The organism is Nocardioides alkalitolerans DSM 16699, from assembly GCF_000426525.1.
Taxonomy (GTDB): domain Bacteria; phylum Actinomycetota; class Actinomycetes; order Propionibacteriales; family Nocardioidaceae; genus Nocardioides; species Nocardioides alkalitolerans.
The window spans coordinates 621,321-640,141 of the sequence record NZ_AUFN01000010.1; the positions used below are offsets into that span (position 1 = coordinate 621,321).

Annotated in this window: 17 protein-coding genes; 11 read left to right on the plus strand and 6 right to left on the minus strand. The window is 71.7% G+C overall.

Annotated elements, in window-relative coordinates; translation table 11 throughout:
• The first annotated feature begins 124 nt into the window (after positions 1-124).
• The 5 genes from K329_RS24375 (at position 125) to K329_RS0103665 (ending at position 5,402) form a co-directional block, all read left to right on the plus strand.
• Complete coding sequence (locus K329_RS24375; RefSeq protein WP_084540953.1) at positions 125-2,005, plus strand: DEDD exonuclease domain-containing protein; 1,881 nt, start codon at positions 125-127, stop codon at positions 2,003-2,005.
• A gap of 213 nt (positions 2,006-2,218) precedes the next feature.
• Complete coding sequence (locus K329_RS0103650) at positions 2,219-2,908, plus strand: maleylpyruvate isomerase family mycothiol-dependent enzyme (RefSeq protein ID WP_028471993.1); 690 nt, start codon at positions 2,219-2,221, stop codon at positions 2,906-2,908.
• Positions 2,905-4,329, plus strand: a complete 1,425-nt coding sequence (locus K329_RS0103655) for a mycothione reductase (RefSeq protein WP_028471994.1) — start codon at positions 2,905-2,907, stop codon at positions 4,327-4,329. Before K329_RS0103650 ends, K329_RS0103655 begins: the two co-directional genes overlap by 4 nt.
• Positions 4,330-4,396: 67 nt before the next feature.
• Entirely contained in the window at positions 4,397-4,675 is a 279-nt protein-coding gene (locus tag K329_RS0103660) for an Lrp/AsnC family transcriptional regulator (protein WP_028471995.1), read from the plus strand.
• A 94-nt stretch (positions 4,676-4,769) separates the two neighbouring features.
• A complete protein-coding gene (locus K329_RS0103665) occupies positions 4,770-5,402 on the plus strand; it encodes a hypothetical protein (RefSeq protein ID WP_028471996.1) in 633 nt (210 codons plus the stop codon).
• A 16-nt stretch (positions 5,403-5,418) separates the two neighbouring features.
• Here K329_RS0103665 and trpD read toward each other — a convergent pair whose 3' ends face one another.
• Positions 5,419-6,459 (minus strand): anthranilate phosphoribosyltransferase, encoded by a 1,041-nt coding sequence (trpD, locus tag K329_RS0103670; RefSeq protein WP_028471997.1) that lies wholly within the window; start codon positions 6,457-6,459, stop codon positions 5,419-5,421.
• On the minus strand, positions 6,456-6,893 hold the full coding sequence (locus K329_RS0103675) for an Rv3143 family two-component system response regulator (protein WP_028471998.1): 438 nt from the start codon (positions 6,891-6,893) through the stop codon (positions 6,456-6,458). Before K329_RS0103675 ends, trpD begins: the two co-directional genes overlap by 4 nt.
• Positions 6,894-7,186: 293 nt before the next feature.
• Between K329_RS0103675 and ctaE the strand changes: the two genes are divergently transcribed.
• The 5 genes from ctaE (at position 7,187) to K329_RS24380 (ending at position 12,971) form a co-directional block, all read left to right on the plus strand.
• Positions 7,187-7,855 (plus strand): aa3-type cytochrome oxidase subunit III, encoded by a 669-nt coding sequence (ctaE, locus tag K329_RS0103680; RefSeq protein ID WP_084540954.1) that lies wholly within the window; start codon positions 7,187-7,189, stop codon positions 7,853-7,855.
• Positions 7,856-7,931: 76 nt separating this feature from the next.
• On the plus strand, positions 7,932-8,813 hold the full coding sequence (qcrC, locus tag K329_RS0103685; RefSeq protein WP_084540955.1) for a cytochrome bc1 complex diheme cytochrome c subunit: 882 nt from the start codon (positions 7,932-7,934) through the stop codon (positions 8,811-8,813).
• Entirely contained in the window at positions 8,810-9,946 is a 1,137-nt protein-coding gene (gene qcrA / locus K329_RS0103690; protein ID WP_084540956.1) for a cytochrome bc1 complex Rieske iron-sulfur subunit, read from the plus strand. The genes qcrC and qcrA overlap by 4 nt, the downstream gene beginning before the upstream one ends.
• Before the next feature lie 2 nt (positions 9,947-9,948).
• Positions 9,949-11,667 (plus strand): cytochrome bc1 complex cytochrome b subunit, encoded by a 1,719-nt coding sequence (gene qcrB, locus K329_RS0103695; protein ID WP_028472002.1) that lies wholly within the window; start codon positions 9,949-9,951, stop codon positions 11,665-11,667.
• A 158-nt stretch (positions 11,668-11,825) separates the two neighbouring features.
• Positions 11,826-12,971 carry a hypothetical protein gene (locus K329_RS24380; protein WP_052336313.1) on the plus strand — a complete coding sequence of 382 codons (1,146 nt, stop codon included), beginning with the start codon at positions 11,826-11,828 and terminating at the stop codon, positions 12,969-12,971.
• A 7-nt stretch (positions 12,972-12,978) separates the two neighbouring features.
• On the opposite strand, the gene K329_RS0103705 is transcribed toward K329_RS24380, so the two are convergent.
• The 4 genes from K329_RS0103705 to ctaC form a co-directional block, all read right to left on the minus strand.
• Entirely contained in the window at positions 12,979-14,199 is a 1,221-nt protein-coding gene (locus tag K329_RS0103705) for a L,D-transpeptidase (protein WP_084540957.1), read from the minus strand.
• A gap of 142 nt (positions 14,200-14,341) precedes the next feature.
• Entirely contained in the window at positions 14,342-14,755 is a 414-nt protein-coding gene (locus K329_RS0103710; protein ID WP_028472004.1) for a cytochrome c oxidase subunit 4, read from the minus strand.
• A 5-nt stretch (positions 14,756-14,760) separates the two neighbouring features.
• Complete coding sequence (ctaD, locus tag K329_RS0103715) at positions 14,761-16,521, minus strand: aa3-type cytochrome oxidase subunit I (protein WP_028472005.1); 1,761 nt, start codon at positions 16,519-16,521, stop codon at positions 14,761-14,763.
• Positions 16,518-17,450 carry an aa3-type cytochrome oxidase subunit II gene (gene ctaC, locus K329_RS0103720; RefSeq protein WP_052336314.1) on the minus strand — a complete coding sequence of 311 codons (933 nt, stop codon included), beginning with the start codon at positions 17,448-17,450 and terminating at the stop codon, positions 16,518-16,520. Before ctaC ends, ctaD begins: the two co-directional genes overlap by 4 nt.
• Positions 17,451-17,643: 193 nt before the next feature.
• Between ctaC and K329_RS0103725 the strand changes: the two genes are divergently transcribed.
• Complete coding sequence (locus K329_RS0103725; RefSeq protein ID WP_028472007.1) at positions 17,644-18,807, plus strand: cysteine desulfurase family protein; 1,164 nt, start codon at positions 17,644-17,646, stop codon at positions 18,805-18,807.
• Positions 18,808-18,821: the final 14 nt, after the last annotated feature.

An 18,821-nucleotide genomic window follows, 5' to 3' on the forward strand; every position in this document is an offset into this window, starting at 1 on the left:
CAGCCTAGTTCGGGCGGCGCGACGCGGACGGGCCGTTCCGGGTCCGGGCACGGGCCGGTCCGGACCGAGCCGGGCGAGCGCGGCGCCACCGCACTGTCGGTGCCGCCGCCTAGCGTGCTGGTCCATGAGCAGGAACCGCACGCACCCCGCTCCCGGTCGCCCTCCGGGGCGTCGACCGGGCGACACCCACGGCGAGCCGGGGCGGCCCGGCGGGGCGGGCTCCGGAGCGGGGCCCGCCACGGGTGCGGAGTCGCGCTGGGCCGAGCAGCAGAGCTTCGACGAGCTGGGGCGGCCGCTGCGCGACCTGACCTTCTGCGTGGTCGACCTCGAGACCACGGGCGGCTCCGCGGCGGCCGGCTCGATGATCACCGAGATCGGCGCCGTGAAGGTGCGCGGCGGCGAGGTCCTCGGCGAGTTCCAGACCCTGGTCAACCCCCACACGGAGATCCCGCCGTTCATCGCGGTGCTCACCGGCATCACGTCGTCGATGGTGGCCGACGCCCCGTCGATCGAGTCCGCGCTGCCGGCGTTCCTCGAGTTCGCCCAGGGCTGCGTGCTCGTCGCCCACAACGCCCCGTTCGACATCGGGTTCCTGCAGCACTTCGCGCGCGAGCAGAACCGGCCCTGGCCCGCCTTCGAGGTGCTCGACACCGCGAAGATCGCGCGCCGCGTCATCACCCGCGACGACGCCCCCAACTGCAAGCTCTCCTCCCTCGCCCGGCTGTTCGGCGCGGAGACCACGCCCGACCACCGGGCGCTCCACGACGCCCGCGCCACCGTCGACGTGCTCCACGGCCTCATGGAGCGGCTCGGCAGCATCGGTGTGCTGACGGTGGAGGAGCTGTCGACGTTCAGCGCACGGGTCACGACGGCGCAGCGCAAGAAGCGCCACCTGGCCGAGGGCCTCCCCCACGCCCCGGGCGTCTACCTCTTCACCGACGACTCCGGCCGGGTGCTCTACATCGGTACGTCGAAGGACCTGCGCACCCGAGTCCGCAGCTACTTCACCGCCTCCGAGACCCGCTCCCGCATGGGCGAGATGGTCGGCCTCGCCACCCAGGTGCGCGGCATCGAGTGCGCCACCGCGCTCGAGGCCCGCGTCCGCGAGCTCCGCCTCATCGCCGAGCACAAGCCGCGCTACAACCGACGCTCGCGCTTCCCCGAGAAGACCCACTTCGTGAAGCTCACCCGCGAGGCGTGGCCGCGCCTGTCCCTGGTGACGAAGGTGCTGGGCGACGACGCCGACTACCTCGGCCCGTTCGGCTCCCGCAAGACCGCCGAGCGCGCGCTCGCCGCGCTCCACGAGACCTTCCCCATCCGGCAGTGCTCCGGCCGGCTCCCGCTCCAGCCCTCGCGGTCGGCCTGCGTGCTCGCCGAGATGGGCCGCTGCCTCTCGCCCTGCGACGGCAGCGTCGAGCCGCCGGCGTACGACGCCGTGGTCACCGACGTGCGCGACGCGCTGCGTCGGGACCCGGTGCGCGTGGTCGACCGGCTGAGCGAGCGCATGGCCACCTACGCCGAGGAGGAGCGCTACGAGGAGGCGGGCGTCCACCGCGACCGGCTGGCCGCCCTCGTGCGGGCGACCTCCCGCACGCAGCGGCTCGTCGCCCTCACCGGGTGCCCCGAGGTCGTCGCCGCCCACCGGCAGTCCGACGGCCGCTGGGCCGTGCACGTCGTCCGCCTCGGCCGGCTCGCCGCGGCGGGCGTGATCCCGCCCGGCCACGACGCGCACGCCTACGTCGACCAGCTGCGGGCCGGGGCCGAGACGGTCCGCCCGGCGCCCGGCCCCGTGCCGGCGGCGAGCGCGGAGGAGACCGAGTCGGTGCTGACCTGGCTAGAGCAGGAGGGGGTGCGGCTCGTCGACGTCGAGGGCGAGTGGAGCTGTCCCGTCGCCGGTGCGGCCAAGCACCTCTGGGTCGGCGACGCCGAGCACCACTCTCGGCTGGCCGTCGCCCCGTTCGACGAGCGCCGGCTGCCGTCACCGGTGCACCAGCCGGCGCGCTGACGCGCTCCCCGGGCGTGGTGGGCGGAGCCCGGTCCGACGTCGGGCCGTCACCCCGACGGGCGATGGGTGGGGCGGCGCCACCTGGTCGGATGGTCGTCGAGGGCTCACCTGGGGCCCCGGACGGGAGCACCTCGTGACGCAGCCGGACTCGCACCACCACCTGCCGCAGCAGCACCGACCGACGCCCGGGGCGTCGACGGCGGGAGGTCTCGCATGAGCGGCGGGGACCCGCGGGCCGCCGACGAGTGGCGGTCCGCCTTCGAGCGCGTGTCGCGCACGGCGCGCGAGGCCCACGAGACCAGCCCCGACCTGCTCGAGCGCCGGGTCCCGGCGTGCCCGGGCTGGACGGCCCGCGAGCTCCTCGCCCACATGATCGGGGTCGGGCACGACACGCTCTCGGGCGACGTCGTGGACGACCACAACGAGGGGTGGACGCAGGGCCAGGTCGACGCCCGCGCCGGGCGCACCACCCCGGAGCTGCTCGAGGAGTGGGCCGACCTCGCCCCGGACCTGCACGCGTACGTCCGCGACACCGACCCCCGCCCGCTGGGCGACACGATCATCCACGAGCAGGACCTCCGCGGCGCCCTCGAGGCCCCCGGCGCGCGGGACACCGAGGGCCTGGCGTCGGTGCGCGCGACGATGGCCGACCAGCTCGGTGAGCGCCTCGAGGGTCGCGGCCCCGTCCGGCTGGAGGCCACCGACGACGACTGGACGTGGCAGTCCGGGGAGGGCGACCCCGCCGTCGTCCTGCGCGCCCCGGCGTACGACCTGACGCGCGGGCTCACCAGCCGCCGCACGGCGGGCCAGCTGCGCAGCTGGACCACCGCGGGCGACGTCGAGCCGTACCTGGACGACTTCGCGGGCCTCGGCCCGCTGCCCGAGCAGGAGCTGCCCGAGTGAGCGCCGCCGCCGACCACTACGACCTCGTCGTCATCGGCGCCGGTTCGGGCAACACCGTCGTCGACGACCGGTTCTCCCACCTGCGGGTGGCGATCGTCGAGCGCGGGCCCTTCGGCGGCACGTGCCTCAACCGCGGGTGCATCCCGTCGAAGATGTACGTGCACGCCGCCGAGCTGGCCTCGAGCGCCCGACGCGGCCCGGCCCTCGACGTCGGCACCCGGGCGGACGGGGTCGACTGGCCCGCGCTGCGCGACCGGGTGCTGTCGCGGATCGACCCCGTCGCCGCGGACGGCGAGTCGTACCGGCGCAGCCTCGACCACGTCGACGTCCTCACGGGTACGGCGCGGTTCACCGGCCCCTCGGCGATCACGGTCGACCTCGCGGACGGCGGGACGCGCGCGCTGACCGCCGACGACGTCGTCATCGCCACCGGCAGCCGACCCGTCGTCCCCGACATCCCCGGCCTGCACGACGTCGCCCACCACACGAGCGACTCGGTGATGCGGCTCGAGGCGCTCCCGGCACGGATGGTCGTCATCGGGGGCGGCTACGTGGGGTGCGAGTTCGCGAACGTGTTCGCGGGCCTCGGTGTCGACGTCACCCAGGTCGAGAGCGAGGACCTGCTCCTCGCCACGCAGGACGCCGACGTGGCCGACATCGTCACCCGGGCCGCGCGTGACCGCTGGACGGTCCGCACGGGCGTCCGCCTGGACCGCGTGACCCCGCGGGACGACGGCACCGCCCTGCTCCACCTCGACGACGGCACGACGGTCGAGACCGACGTGGTGCTCGTGGCGATCGGGCGCCGGCCCAACGCCGACCTGCTGGACCTCGGGACGGCGGGGGTCGACGTCGACGACGCCGGACGGGTCGTGGTCGACGAGCACCAGCGGGCCACCGCGGCCGGCGTGTGGGCTCTCGGTGACGCGAGTGCGCACCAGCCGCTCAAGCACGTCGCCAACCAGGACGCCCGGGTCGTGCAGCACAACCTGCTGCACCCCGACGACCTGGTCGTCTCCGACCACGCGCACGTGCCGCAGGCCGTGTTCACGGATCCCCAGGTCGCCTCGGTGGGGCTGACCGAGGCGCAGGCCCGCGAGCAGGGTCTCGACCTGGCCGTCGGCCGCCACGACCTGGCCGACACGGCGTACGGGTGGGCGCTGCAGTCCGACCCCGACGACCGCGACCCGACCGGTCCCGGCGGCTTCGTCAAGCTCATCGGCGACCGCGCGACGGGGCTGCTCGTGGGCGCGCACGTGGTCGCGCCCGAGGCCGCCACGCTCATCCAGCCCCTCATCGGCTGGATCAGCACGGGGGCCCCGGTGGCCGGCCTCGCCCGTCGGCAGTACTGGATCCACCCCGCGCCCACCGAGGTCGTCGAGGGCGCGCTGCTCGACCTCGAGGAGCAGCTCGGGTCGTGAGCTCCGCAGGCATCCCGGCGCCGTCGTGCAGGACGGCGCCGGGGGCCATGCCCTAGGCTCGCGGACCATGATCACGGCCATCGTCTTCGTCAACGCCGAGGTCGACCGCATCCCCGAGGTCGCCGAGGCCATCGCGGCGCTCGAGGGGGTCAGCGAGGTCTACTCGGTGACCGGTCAGATCGACCTCATCGCCCTCATCCGCGTGCGCGACCACGACGAGATCGCGGCCGTGGTCGCCGACCGGCTCAACAAGGTCGACGGCGTCCGCTCCACCGAGACCCACATCGCGTTCCGGGCCTACTCGCGCCACGACCTCGAGTCGGCGTTCTCCCTCGGCCTCGACTGACCCGGGCCGCCACCGTCGCGGCCCGTCCGCAGGTGAGCGACCTCACAGGGTCGTCCCGGCCGGTAACCCCGCAACACGCTCGTAACATCCGCAGGTGACCTGGATCCTCGACCACTGGCTGGCCATCCTCGGTTGGGCGGGCTCGGGGCTCCTGATCTGCTCGATCCTGCAGACGCGCGTCCTGCGCTTCCGCCTGCTGAACGCAGCGGCGACCGTCACCCTCGCGACCTTCAACCTGCTCATCGGCGTGTGGCCGATGGTGGCGATGAACGTCGTGCTCCTCGCCATCAACGCGTGGTTCCTCGTCAAGCTCCTGCGCCAGCCCGCCGCCGAGCGCACCTTCACGGTGCTCGCCGTCGGCTCCGGGGACGCCTACCTCAACCACGTCCTGCGCAGCCACGACGTCGACATCCATCGCCACCAGCCCGACTTCTGCTGGGAGCGGAACGCGGAGGACCGCCAGGCCTACCTGGTGCAGCAGGGCGACGAGACGGCCGGCGTCGTGGTCGTGCGGGCCGACGGCGACGTCGCCCACGTCGAGCTCGACTACGTCACGCCCGCGTTCCGTGACTTCGCCGCCGGCGAGTACCTCTGGCTCCGCAGCGACATCCTGCGCCGTCGCGGGTTCCGCCACGTGATGACGCCCCCGAACATGACGGACCCGTACTACGCGCGCCTCGGCTTCCGCCGCAACGGCCGCGCGTACGTGCTCGACCTGGCGGCCTGAGCCCCCGCTCGTCCCCTCAGGACGAGGAGGCGGCGACCCAGCGCTCCAGCGTGGCCGCGGCCTCGCCGGAGTCGACGGCCGCGGCGGCGCGCTCGATGCCCGTGGCGAGCTGCGCCTCGACGTCGCCCGCGAACGGCTCCTCCGCGTGGACGGCGAGCGCCGCGCCCGCGTTGAGCACGACCGCGTCGCGCACCGGGCCCCGCTCGCCGGCGAGCACGCGTCGTACGACGTCGGCGTTGTGCTGCACGTCGCCGCCACGGAGGTCCTCGACCGAGGCCCGCGGGATGCCCAGCGACAGCGGGTCGACCACGGTGCGCTCGACCTGGCCGTCGCGCACGACCCAGACCGCCGACGTCGCCGTCGTGGTCAGCTCGTCGAGACCGTCGTCGCCGCGGAACACCCAGGCGTCGACCCCGCGCGTGGCGAAGACACCGGCCATCACGGGCGCCATCGCGGCGTCCGCGCACCCGATCGCCTGGGCGCCGGGCCGGGCCGGGTTCGTCAGGGGGCCGAGGAAGTTGAAGGTCGTGCCGATGCCGAGCTCGCGGCGGGGCACGGCCGCGTGCCGCATCGCCGGGTGGAAGGCCGCGGCGAAGCAGAAGGTGATCCCGACCTCCTCCGCCAGCTCGCCGACGCGCGCGGGCGGCAGGTCGAGGCGTACGCCGAGCGCCTCGAGCACGTCGGCGCTGCCCGACTTGGAGGAGGCGGAGCGGTTGCCGTGCTTCACCACGCGCGCCCCGGCGCCGGCCGCGACGATCGCCGCCATCGACGAGATGTTCACCGACATCGAGCGGTCACCGCCCGTGCCGACCACGTCGAGCAGACGACCGGGCACGGACAGCGGGGTGCCCTGGGCGATCATCGCCTCGGCGAGCGCGGCCACCTCCGCCGTCGTCTCGCCCTTGGCGCGCAGCGCGACGGCGAAGCCGGCGATCTGGGCCGGTGTGGCCTGGGCCGTCAGGATCTCGGTCATCGCCCACGAGGCCTGCTCGGGCGTGAGGTCGCTCCGGCCCACGAGGGCGGAGAGCACCTCGGGCCAGGTCGGGAGCGCGCTCAACGGGCGGCGAGCGCGGCGCGCGGGCGCAGCAGGGCGACGACCGTCTCGGCGAGCACGATCGGGTCGAGCGGGTGGGGCACGGCGGCCTCGGCCCGCGACCAGGTGGCGAGCCACGCGTCCTGGGGGCGCCCCGTCAGCACGAGCACGGGCGGGCACTCGAAGATCTCGTCCTTGAGCTGCTTGGCGATGCCCATCCCCCCGGCGGGCACGGCCTCGCCGTCGAGGATGGCCAGGTCGATGCGACCCGTGTCCATCTGCGCCACGACGACGGGCTCGGTGGCCACCTCGACGTACGTCAGCTCCGGCAGGTCGGGGTGGGGCCGGCGACCGAGCGCCAGGATCACCTGCTCCCGCGTGCGGACGTCGTCGCTGTAGACGAGCACCGTGAGTCGGGCGGCGCTCGACGTCGGACCGGAGGCGGTGGAGTCGCTCACCCGCGTGACCCTACCGCCCCGGGCCCCCACGGGCGCCACCCCTCGAGCGGTACGAGCTCCCCCGGTCCGCTCGTCCGCCGTACGGCGCGTCGACCCCGCCCGAGCGGCGCCTCCCTGGCCGGCCACGCCCGTACGGGTGAGAAACGGCCACCGCGCGGGCGCGGACGCGCACGTGTGTGGACGGTGCGCGGCACGAGTTTCGGAGCAGTTTCCCGGGCCCCACGGGCGATCTACGACTCTGCGTAAGACTTGTTGCGGGGGGCGGGGTCACAGGAGCCGCGCGGCAGGACATAATGGCGCCCGTGGCGACAGTTTCAGCAGCGATCCCGGCCTCCCGTCTGCGGGGGCAGCACGGCCGTCCCGACATGGTCAGCGTAGGAACGATCATCTGGCTCTCCAGCGAGCTGATGTTCTTCGCGGCCCTGTTCGCGGCCTACTTCACCATCCGCGCAGCGGAGGTCGACCTGTGGGCACAGGAGACGACGCATCTCAACGTCCCGTTCGCCGCGGCGAACACGACGATCCTGGTGCTGTCGTCCTTCACCTGCCAGATGGGCGTCTTCGCCGCCGAGCGCTCGGCCGCCAAGGGCGGTCCGAAGGTGGGCCGGAGCGGGTCGCTCCTCCAGGTCGGCGAGTGGGGCATGCGTGAGTGGTTCATCCTCACCTACCTCATGGGCGCGGTCTTCATGGCCGGCCAGGCGCTGGAGTACACGGAGCTCGTCCACGCCGGACTGACGATGCAGAGCTCGGCCTACGGGTCGATGTTCTACCTGACCACCGGGTTCCACGGGATCCACGTGGCGGGCGGGCTCATCGCCTTCCTCCTCGTCCTCGGGCGCACCTACCTGGCGCGCCGGTTCACCCACGAGCAAGCGGTCTCGGCGATCGTCGTGTCGTACTACTGGCACTTCGTCGACGTCGTGTGGATCGGGCTGTTCGCCACGATCTACCTGATCATGTGACCGCTTCGCCCACTGCGGCCTGGACCGTCCGCACCGCCCGACTGAATCGACCCGGACCAGAACAAGGGACATCACGTTGCGTTTCCTGAACCGCTCCGCCGGCCGGATCTCCCGCCACCGGCGAGGACCCGTGGCCGGGCTCCTCGTCCTGCTCCTCGGCCTCGCGCTGACGGGCACGGCGTACGCCGCCTTCGCACCCGCCGGCCAGGCCGAGCAGGCCGTCGCCGACCAGGAGCTCATCGACGAGGGCCGTGAGCTCTTCCTCGTGGGCTGCGCCTTCTGCCACGGGCAGAACGGCGAGGGCGTCCTCGACGTCCGCGGCAACCAGCTCGGCCCCTCGCTCGTCGGCGTCGGCGCCGCCGCGGTCGACTTCCAGGTCGGCACCGGCCGCATGCCGATGGTCCAGCCGGGCCAGCAGAACCCGAGCAAGAACGTCGCCTACGACGAGCAGGAGACCGAGGCGCTGGCGGCGTACGTCGCCGCCCTCGGCCCCGGTCCCGGCATCCCCGACGAGGAGACCTACTCCAGCGACTACCTGGACGACCTCTCCGACGAGGAGCGCGACGCCGCCATCAACCGCGGCCAGCAGATCTTCCTCACCAACTGCACCGCGTGCCACAACTTCAACGGCGCGGGCGGCGCGATGCCCCGCGGCGGCTACGCCCCCGACCTGAAGGGCGTCAGCGAGAAGCACATCTACGAGGCCATGCAGACCGGTCCGTCCCAGATGGACGTGTTCTCCGACGGCAACATCCCGCCGGAGAACAAGCGTGAGGTCATCGCGTTCCTCAACACGCTCGACGAGGAGCCGGCGTACGGCGGCTTCACCCTCGGCGGGCTCGGACCGGTGAGCGAGGGCTTGTTCGCCTGGCTCATCGGCATCGGTTCACTCGTCGGCTTCGCGGTCTGGATCGCGGCGCACACGACGCGCACCAAGAAGGGCAAGGCACAGGCGTGAGCGACCAGGAGAACCTCCCCGCGCAGGGCCCCGGCCCCGGCACCGACACGACCCCCGGCACCACCGCGACCGGCAAGGAGGTCGTGGCTCCCGAGCCCGTGGCCCCCGGTCTGCCGGCGCACACGTGGCGCCCGACCGACGTCGACCCCAAGGCCGAGAAGCGCGCGGAGCGCCAGGTCGCCGGGCTCTTCGTCTTCTCGATGGTCTGCGCCGTCCTCTTCGTCGTCGCCTACTTCAGCTTCGAGATCGGCGACCTCCGCGAGACCGACACGTTCATGGGCATGGGGGCGTCGAACCTCTTCCTCGGCCTGACCCTCGGCGGCGTGCTCCTGGGCATCGGCGTCGGCATCATCCAGTGGGCCCGCAAGCTCATGGCCGACCAGGAGATCGCCGAGCTCCGCCACCCGGCGACGTCCTCCGACGAGGACCGCGCCGTCACCCTCCAGGCGCTCACCGACGGGCTCGACGAGTCCGGCATCGGCCGTCGCCCGCTGATCCGCAACACGCTCCTGGGCGCGCTCGGCTTCATGGGTGTCCCCCTGGTCGTCGCGCTGCGCGACCTGGGTCCGAACGACATGAGCCCCTCGCGCCTCGAGACCACGTTCTGGGAGCCGGGCATGTACGTCGTGCGCGACGTCATCGGCACCAAGATCCACCGCAGCGACCTCCAGATCGGCGACCTGGTCAACGGCGAGCCCGAGGGCCTCGTGCCCGACGCCGAGGGCCACCTGCCCGCGCCGGTGCTCGCCAACGGCGAGGAGCTGCCCGAGCTGGAGCACGAGCGGCTGCTCATCGAGAAGACCAAGGCTGCGGTCATCCTCGTCCGCATGTCTCCCGGCGACATCGTGCGCAACCCGGACCGTGAGAACTGGGACGTCGACGGCATCGTCTGCTACTCGAAGATCTGCACCCACGTGGGCTGCCCCATCGCCCTCAACGAACAACAGACCCACCACCTGCTCTGCCCGTGTCACCAGTCGACCTTCGACCTCGCCGACAGCGGAAAGGTCATCTTCGGCCCCGCTGCACGCGCCCTGCCCCAGATGAACCTGGGCGTCGACGACGAGGGTTACCTGATCGCCATGGACGACTTCGACGAGCCGGTCGGCCCGAGCTACTGGGAGCGTGGCTGAACATGAGCACGACGTCACAGGTCGCCGACACCAACGGCACCACTGCCGCCAGGGGCGGCAAGCCGAGCAAGGTCGGGGGCGCGGCCCAGTGGGCCGACGAGCGCCTCGGCCTCGCCGGTCTGGCCAAGAAGAACCTGCGCAAGGTCTTTCCGGACCACTGGTCCTTCATGCTGGGTGAGATCGCTCTCTGGAGCTTCGTCATCCTCCTCATCACGGGCGTCTTCCTGACGTTCTGGTTCAACCCGAGCATGGGCGAGATCGAGTACCAGGGTTCTTACGCCCCCCTGCGCGGCAGCTACATCTCCGAGGCGTTCAACTCCTCGCTGACGATCTCGTTCGACGTGCGCGGCGGTCTGCTCCTGCGGCAGATGCACCACTGGGCGGCCATGCTGTTCATCGCGTCGATGCTCGTGCACATGATGCGCGTCTTCTTCACCGGCGCCCACCGCAAGCCGCGCGAGATCAACTGGCTCATCGGCGTCATGCTCCTCGTGCTCGGCACGCTGGAGGGCTTCACCGGCTACTCGCTCCCGGACGACCTGCTCTCGGGCACCGGCGTCCGCGCGGCCGACGGCTTCGTGAAGTCGATCCCGGTGGTCGGCACCTACGGCTCGTTCCTGCTCTTCGGCGACGAGTTCCCCGGCACCGACATCATCCCGCGCCTCTACATCATCCACGTGCTGCTGATCCCGGGCCTGCTGCTCGGCCTCATCGCCGCCCACATGCTGCTGCTCGTGTACCACAAGCACACGCAGTGGCCCGGACCCGGCCGCACGGAGAAGAACGTCGTCGGCTTCCCGATGCTCCCCGTGTACGCCGCCAAGGCCGGTGGCTTCTTCTTCATCGTCTTCGGTGTCACCGCGATCATGGGCGGCCTGATGACGATCAACCCGGTCTGGATGTACGGGCCCTACGATCCGTCGAAGGTGACGGCGGGCTCCCAGCCCGACTGGTACATGGGCTGGCCGGACGGCGCGCTGCGGATCATGCCGGGCCCCGGGTTCGAGTGGCACCTGCTGGGCGTGACGCTCAGCTGGAACGTCTTCGTCCCGATCATCCTGCTGCCCACGCTGACGATCATCACGCTGCTGCTGCTCCCGTTCATCGAGAGCTGGATCACCGGCGACAAGCGGGAGCACCATCTGCTCCAGCGCCCGCGCGACGCTCCGACGCGCACGGCGTTCATGGTGGCGCTGATGACGATGTACGGCCTCTTCTGGATCGCCGGAGGCAACGACATCATCGCGATCAGGTTCGACCTGAGCATCAACCAGATCACCTACATACTCCGGGTGATGGTGTTCCTCGGGCCGATCATCGCCTTCATCGTCACCAGACGTTGGTGCATCTCGTTGCAGCGTCACGACCGGGAGAAGGTCCTGCACGGCTACGAGTCCGGCATCCTGGAGCGCTCGCCGGAGGGCGCCTACTCGGAGCGGCACCAGCCGCTCCCCGCGGGCGACACCTTCACGATCACGCAGCGTGACGGCGACGAGGTCTACACGCTGGAGTCCGAGAAGGACGCCAACGGCGTGCAGGCTCCGGGCACCCGGGGCCAGCGTCTGCGGGCCCGTCTCTCGGCCTGGTACGCCGGCAGCAACGTCCAGCCGCTCACGCCGGCCGAGATCGAGGAAGCCCAGCACCACGGCGACCACGGTCACGACGGGCACGAGATCGAGAGCTCGGACGGTCGCGACAACGAGCTGAGCAAGACCGACTGAGACCACCACCAGTGGCCTCCACACGACGAGCGCCCGAGTCCTCCACGGACTCGGGCGCTCGTCGTACGCCCGGACCCTTCCGCGGGGTCCTCCGCCGTCGTGGGGGCGACACCCCTCCCCTCCCCCGCGTCCCCTGGTGGGTCGCCCCGCTCGTCGTCGTGCTGCTGACCCGGGTCGCCGACGCGGTGATGATCGTGCACCTCGGGCGCGACCAGCTGGCGCTCGCGGTGGGCCAGGGCTTCTACCTCTACGAGCCGGTGCCGGCCGACCCCGGCTACTTCCGCGTCGTCGAGAACTGGGACGGGCAGTGGTACCGGACGATCGCCGAGGACGGCTACCCCGGCACCCTCCCCCGCGTCGACGGCGAGGTGCAGCAGAACCCCTGGGCCTTCTTCCCCGCGTTCCCCCTGCTCGTCCGCGTGCTGATGGTCCTCACGCAGCTGCCCTTCGGGGTCGTGGCGGCCCTCCTGAGCGTCGTGTGCTCGACCGTGGGCCTCGTGCTCTTCCACCGGCTGGTGGCGCGCTCAGGGGGCACCTTCGTGGCGCTGGTGGCCACCACGGCGCTCAGCGTCAGTCCCGCCGCGTCCATCCTGCAGACGGCCTACAGCGAGGCGCTCGGGCTGCTGCTCGTCGTGCTCGCGCTCGACGCGATCGCCCGGCGTCGCTACGGCCGGCTGACCGTCGTGGCCCTCGTGCTCTCGCTGGCGCGGCCGATCGTGCCCGCCCTGGTGCCCGTGCTGGCCGTGCACGCGTTCGTCCGTTGGCGCAGCGAGGAGGGACTGTCCCGGGCCGAGCTGCGCCGCATCGTCGGGGCGGGTCTCGTCACCGGGTTGTCGTTCGCGCTCTGGCCGCTCGTGACGGCCCTCGTCACCGGCGAGGCCGACGCCTACTACCTGACGCAGCAGGCCTGGATCCTCACCGAGGAGACGGGCTGGCCGTCGTGGGCCTACCAGCTCGTCGGCGGGCACGGCGGGAGCGCCGCCGTCGAGGTCGCGGTCATCGTGCTGCTGGTCCTGGCGATCACGCTGCAGCCGGCCGCACGGCTGTGGGGGCTCGAGGTGCGGGCGTGGGTGCTCTCGTACGGCGCGTACCTGCTCGTCGCGACGCGCCCCACCCCCAGCATCGAGCGGTACGCCGTGCTGTTCCTGGCGCTGTGGTGGCCCTTCCCGAGCCTGGGACGCTCGTGGCCCAGGGTCGCTCGGCTCGCCGTGCTCCTGGCGGTCGCCGCGGTCGGGCTGGGGCTCCAGTACGAGTGGCTCCGGGAGCACTTCGTGCTCACCCCGGAGCGCCTCGCCTACCCCTAGGAGGGGCTCAGAGGGCGGAGGCCTCGGCGTACACCGCCGGGGTGGCGTTCCAGTCGCCGTACCCGTTCTCGAGCGTCATCTGGCGGTCGGTGCCGGTCACCTCGACGACGTCGCCGCGCTTGCTGTTCTCGAAGACCCAGCCGGCGTCCTGCGTCGACATGCCCACGCAGCCGTGGCTGACGTTGGCCGAGCCCTGCGAGCCGATCGACCACGGGGCCGCGTGGATGAACTCGCCCGAGTTCGTCAGGCGCAGCGCGTACTCGACGTCGCTGATGTTGTAGTACTCCGGGTCGCCGGGGCTGACGCCCGTCGTCGCGGCGTCCATGGTCTTCGTGCGGAACTTCTCCATCACGACCTTGATGCCGGAGCGCGTCTCGTAGCCCGGCTTGCCGCCGCTGACCGGCATCGTGCGCACGACCTGCCCGTCGATCGACGACACCATCTGGTGGGCGGCGACGTCGATGCGGTGGATCACCGAGCTCCCGACCTCGAACGCGACCTGGCGGCTCTCCTGCCCGTAGATGCCTCCCCCGGCCGGCACGCTGTTGACGGCGAGGTCGACGGTGACGGTCGTGCCGGGCTCCCAGTACGTCGCGGGGCGCCAGCGCACCTCGGTGTCGCTGTACCAGTGCCACGAGCCCTCCTGGGCCGGCTCGGAGGTCACCGTCATGTGGCGCTCGAAGCTGGCCCGGTCGGTCACCGGGAGGTCGAACGCCACCACCACGGGCATGCCGACGCCCACGACCTCGCCCGCGAGGGGCGCGACGGAGGCGAAGGTCTGCTCGGCGAGGGTGAGGGCCACGGTCGAGAACGTGACGTCGGTGGTCTGCTCCCCCGCGGTGGCGGTCACCGAGTACGACGTGTCGGGCTCGAGCAGCGCGGACGCCACCCAGGTCGCCCCGCCCTCGAGGAGGTCGCCGGCGAGCTCCGCGCCGTCCGCCGTCCGGACGACGACGGTGTCGAGCGCGCCGCCCTGGGCCTCCACGCGCACGACGTGGTCGACCGGGAACGGCTCCGTGCCCTCGACGTTGGTGACGATCTGGACGGGATCGCTCGCCGCCTGCTCGCCACCGGCGCCGCCGCCCGCCGTACCCGCGTCGGGCTCGTCGGACGAGGAGGAGCAGGCGGCGAGCACGCCACCCGCCGCGGCCGCGACGCCCGCGGCGCCGACCAGTCGCACGATCCCCCGTCGGGTGAGGTGGAAGCCCCCGTGCCCGTTGCTGCTCATCGTCGTCTCCTCCGTGCTGGACGGTGCTCGGCGCGGACCGATGGACCCGGGAACGCCGAAGGCGCCCGTCGAGACCAGCTCGACGAGCGCCTTCCAGGGTAACGCGGGCGATCCACCGACCGCCCGACCCGACGTGCGGGGGTCAGTGCGCGTGCACGCCCCGGTAGTACTCGAACACCCAGCCGGAGAGGGCCAGGACGCCGAGGCCCATCCCGATGAGGAAGAGCCACCAGCCGAAGATCACGCCGAGCACGAGGACGCCGAACGTCATCGCGCACCACAGCGGCCACCAGGAGTACGGCGGGAAGAAGCCCAGCTCGCCCGCGCCGTCGGCGATCTCCGCGTCCTTGAGGTCCTCGGGGCGGTCGTCGAGCTTGCGGGCCTGGACGGCGAGGTACATCGTCACCATCGCGGCGAGCAGGGCGGTCATGACGAGGGCGGCCGTGCCGGTCCACTCGGGGCCCTCGTCGCTGCTGTCGGTGACGAACCAGTACGCCGGCGTCACCAGCACGAAGAAGAAGGTGCAGATCGCGAAGATCCAGACCTCTGCGCGCATGGCCTTCACTTCTGGTCACCCTTCGTCGTGTCGTCGTCCATCACGTCGTTGACGTGTGCCTTGCGGCCCTCGACGTCGGGCGCGTCGGCGAACCGACCCTCCCGCTCCGCGTCGTTCTGCTCCAGCTCGAGCGCGGCGATCTCCGGGTGGTGGAGGTCGAACGCCGGCGACTCGGAACGGATGCGCGGGATCGAGTGGAAGTTGTGGCGCGGCGGCGGCGACGAGGTCGCCCACTCCAGCGAGCGGCCCCAGCCCCACGGGTCGTCCACCTCCACCTTCGGTCCCTTGGCGGAGACGTAGATGTTGTAGAAGAACGGCAGCATCGAGGCGCTCAGCACGAACGAGCCGATGGTGGAGATCTGGTTGAGGACGGTGAAGCCGTCGTCGGCGAGGTAGTCGGCGTACCGGCGCGGCATGCCCTCGACACCCAGCCAGTGCTGCACGAGGAACGTGGTGTGGAAGCCGATGAACAGCAGCCAGAAGTGCAGCTTGCCGAGACGCTCGTCGAGCATCTTGCCCGTCATCTTCGGCCACCAGAAGTAGAAGCCGGCGAACATCGCGAACACCACCGTGCCGAACACCACGTAGTGGAAGTGCGCGACCACGAAGTACGAGTCCGACACGTGGAAGTCGAGCGGCGGGCTGGCGAGCAGCACGCCGGTGAGACCACCGAAGAGGAACGTCACGAGGAAGCCGATCGACCACAGCATGGGGGTGTCGAACGACAGCGACCCGCCCCACATCGTGCCGATCCAGTTGAAGAACTTCACTCCGGTGGGCACCGCGATCAGGAACGTCATGCCCGAGAAGAACGGCAGGTTCACCGCGCCCGTCACGAACATGTGGTGGGCCCACACGGCGACGGAGAGGATCGCGATGCCGAGCGTGGCGCCGACGAGGCCGCCGTACCCGAAGATCGGCTTGCGGCTGAAGACCGGGAGGATCTCGGTCACGATGCCGAAGAACGGCAGGGCGATGATGTAGACCTCGGGGTGCCCGAAGAACCAGAACAGGTGTTGCCAGAGGATCGGGCCTCCGTGGGAGGCGTCGAAGACGTGGGTGCCCAGGGTGCGGTCGGACTCCAGCATGAGCAGCGCGCCGGCGAGGATCGGGAACGCGATCAGGACGAGCAGGCTCGTGATCAGCGTGTTCCAGACGAACAGCGGCATCCGGAACATGGTCATGCCGGGCGCACGCATGCAGATGATCGTGGTGATAAAGTTGACGCCACCGAGGATCGTGCCGAGGCCGGCCATGTAGAGGCCCATGATCCACATGTCGCCACCGACACCGGGTGAGCGGACCTCGTTGGAGAGCGGCACGTAGCCGGTCCACCCGAAGCTCGCGGCGCCCTGGGGCGTCAGGAAGCCCGCCGCGGCGATGATGCCGCCGAAGAGGAACAGCCAGAAGCTGAACATGTTGAGCCGCGGGAACGCCACGTCGGGCGCACCGATCTGCAGCGGCATGATCACGTTCGCGAACCCGAAGAACAGCGGCGTCGCGAACAGCAGCAGCATGATCGTGCCGTGCATCGTGAACAGCTGGTTGTAGGTCTCGTCGTTCACGACCTGCTGGCCCGGGAAGGCCAGCTCGGAACGGATCACGAGCGCCATGAGCCCGCCGATGCAGAACCAGGCGAACGAGACGATCAGGTACATCTTGCCGATGAGCTTGTGGTCGGTCGTCGTCAGGAGACGGACGACCTGCTCACCCAGCGGCTTCTTCCCGGGGAGAAGCGTTCCGGTTGCGGGAAGGGTGGCGGTCACTCGGTGCCTCCGTCGTTCTCGTTGCCCAGCCCCGTCGTGGTGCGCACGTCGTCGCCGCCGAGGAGCGGGCCCGTGTCGGACACGTTGCCGCCCTCGGCGAGCTCGGCCACGTAGGCCTCGTACTCGTCCTCGGGAACGACCTCGACGTTGAACAGCATGCGTGAGTGGTAGGTGCCGCAGAGCTCGGTGCACTTGCCCTTGAACGTGCCCACCTCGGTCGGCGTCACCTGGAAGCTGTTGGTACGGCCGGGGATGACGTCCATCTTCATCAGGAAGCCCGGGATCCAGAAACCGTGGATCACGTCGGGCGAGTGCAGGTTGAAGCGCACGGTGCGGCCCTCGGGCAGCACCAGCGTCGGGATCTGCGAGGCGGTGCCCACGAGGTAGGCGTACTCGCTCTCGTCGAGTGCCTCCTCGTCGCCCGCCACACCCACGTTGTCGGTGGGGTAGTTGAAGGTCCAGGACCACTGCTGGCCCACGATCTCGAGCGTCAGGTCGGGCTCGGCGTCGTCGAGCACGGTGTTCTGCACGCTGACCGTGTGGAAGAAGAAGACGATCACCATCATGATCGGGGCGATCGTGTAGAAGATCTCGAGCGGCAGGTTGTAGCGCGTCTGCACCGGGACCTCGTCGTCGTGGCGGCGCCGGTAGCGCACGACCACCCAGAACATGAGGCCCCACACGAGCACGCCCGTCACGGCTGCGGCGACCCACGCCCAGATCCAGAGGTTGGCGATGTGGGGCGCCTCCTCCGTGGCCTGGCCAGGGAGTCCGAGGTGACGGATCTGGTACTGCTCCTGCTCGGAGCAGCCACTGAGGAAGAGCAGGGCGAGGCCCAGGAACGCGGCGAGACGGACGCTTCGCTTCGCACGCGGCGACGAGCCGCGACGAACCTCGGCACCGTGCCGCCTGGGGAGTTGCAGACTCACGAACGAGCCTCTCTCTAGGACGACCACACAACAGCCAGCAGACTAACCGAATCCCGACCCCGACGGACCGTGAGGGTCACCTACCTCGCCGGGTGTCGGCACGGTTACGGTCGTGCGCGTGAGCGACGCTGTCGGCGCAGGGAGTCCTCCGCCTCCTCCCCCGGTACCCGGTGCGCCCGCGACCACCGCCGCGATGCCCCGCGAGGACGCTCCGTGGACCGATCTCGACACCGGTTCGGGCCGCCCCCTGCACCCCGCCGCGGCCCGGACGCTGCAGGCGGCGTGGGAGCACGGGTACGCCGATCCGCGCCGCCTGCACCGGGCGGGACGCCTCAGCCGTCAGCTGCTCGACAACGCCCGCGAGGTGGTCGCCGCCGGCCTCGACGTCCGGGCCGACGAGGTCACCTTCACGTCCAGCGGCACCGAGGCCGTGCACCGCGGACTGCTCGGCCTGGCCCGGGGCCGGCGACGGGTGGGCCCCGTCGTCGCCCACGCGGCGGTCGAGCACTCGTCCGTGCTGCACGCGGCCGCCTGGTCGGCCGCCGAGCACGGCACGACGACCGTCAGCGTGCCCGTCGACGCCCGGGGCCGCCTGGACCTCGACGCCTGGCGCACGACCCTGGCCGACGCCCGCGCCGCCCACGGCGGCGTCGCCCTGCTGGCCCTGCAGACCGCCAACCACGAGGTGGGCACCGTGCAGCCGGTGGCCGAGGCGGCCGAGCTCGCGGGCGACGTGCCGGTGCTGCTCGACGCCTGCAGCTCCGTCGGCTGGCATCCCCTGCCGGCCGGCTGGGCGGTCGCCGCGGCGTCGGCGCACAAGTGGGGCGGCCCCCCGGGCGTCGGGGTGCTCGTCGTGCGCAAGCACGTGCGCTGGCGCTCCCCCTCCCCCGCCGACGACCGCAGCGACCCCCGCGCGCTCGGCTTCGAGGACGTCGCCGGGGCGCTGGCGGCGGCCGCGGCACTGCAGGCGGTGACGGCCGAGGCCGCCGAGGCCGGGCCGCGCGTGCACGCGCTGGTCGACCGGGTACGGCGCACCGTGGCCGCGACGGTGCCCGACGTGGACGTGGTCGGTGACCCGGACGACCGGCTCCCCCACCTGCTCACGTTCTCGTGCCTCTACGTCGACGGCGAGGCGCTGGTCACGGAGCTGGACCGTCTCGGGTTCGGCGTGGGCAGCGGCTCGGCGTGCGCGGCGTCCACCCTCGAGCCGTCGCACGTGCTCGCGGCCATGGGCGCACTGACGCACGGCAACGTGCGGCTGTCGCTGCGTCCGGAGACCCCCGAGGCGGAGGTCGACCGGTTCCTGGCGGTGCTGCCCGGCGTGGTGGCCCGGCTCCGCGCCGAGGTGGGGATGTGAGGGGAGCAGGGCTC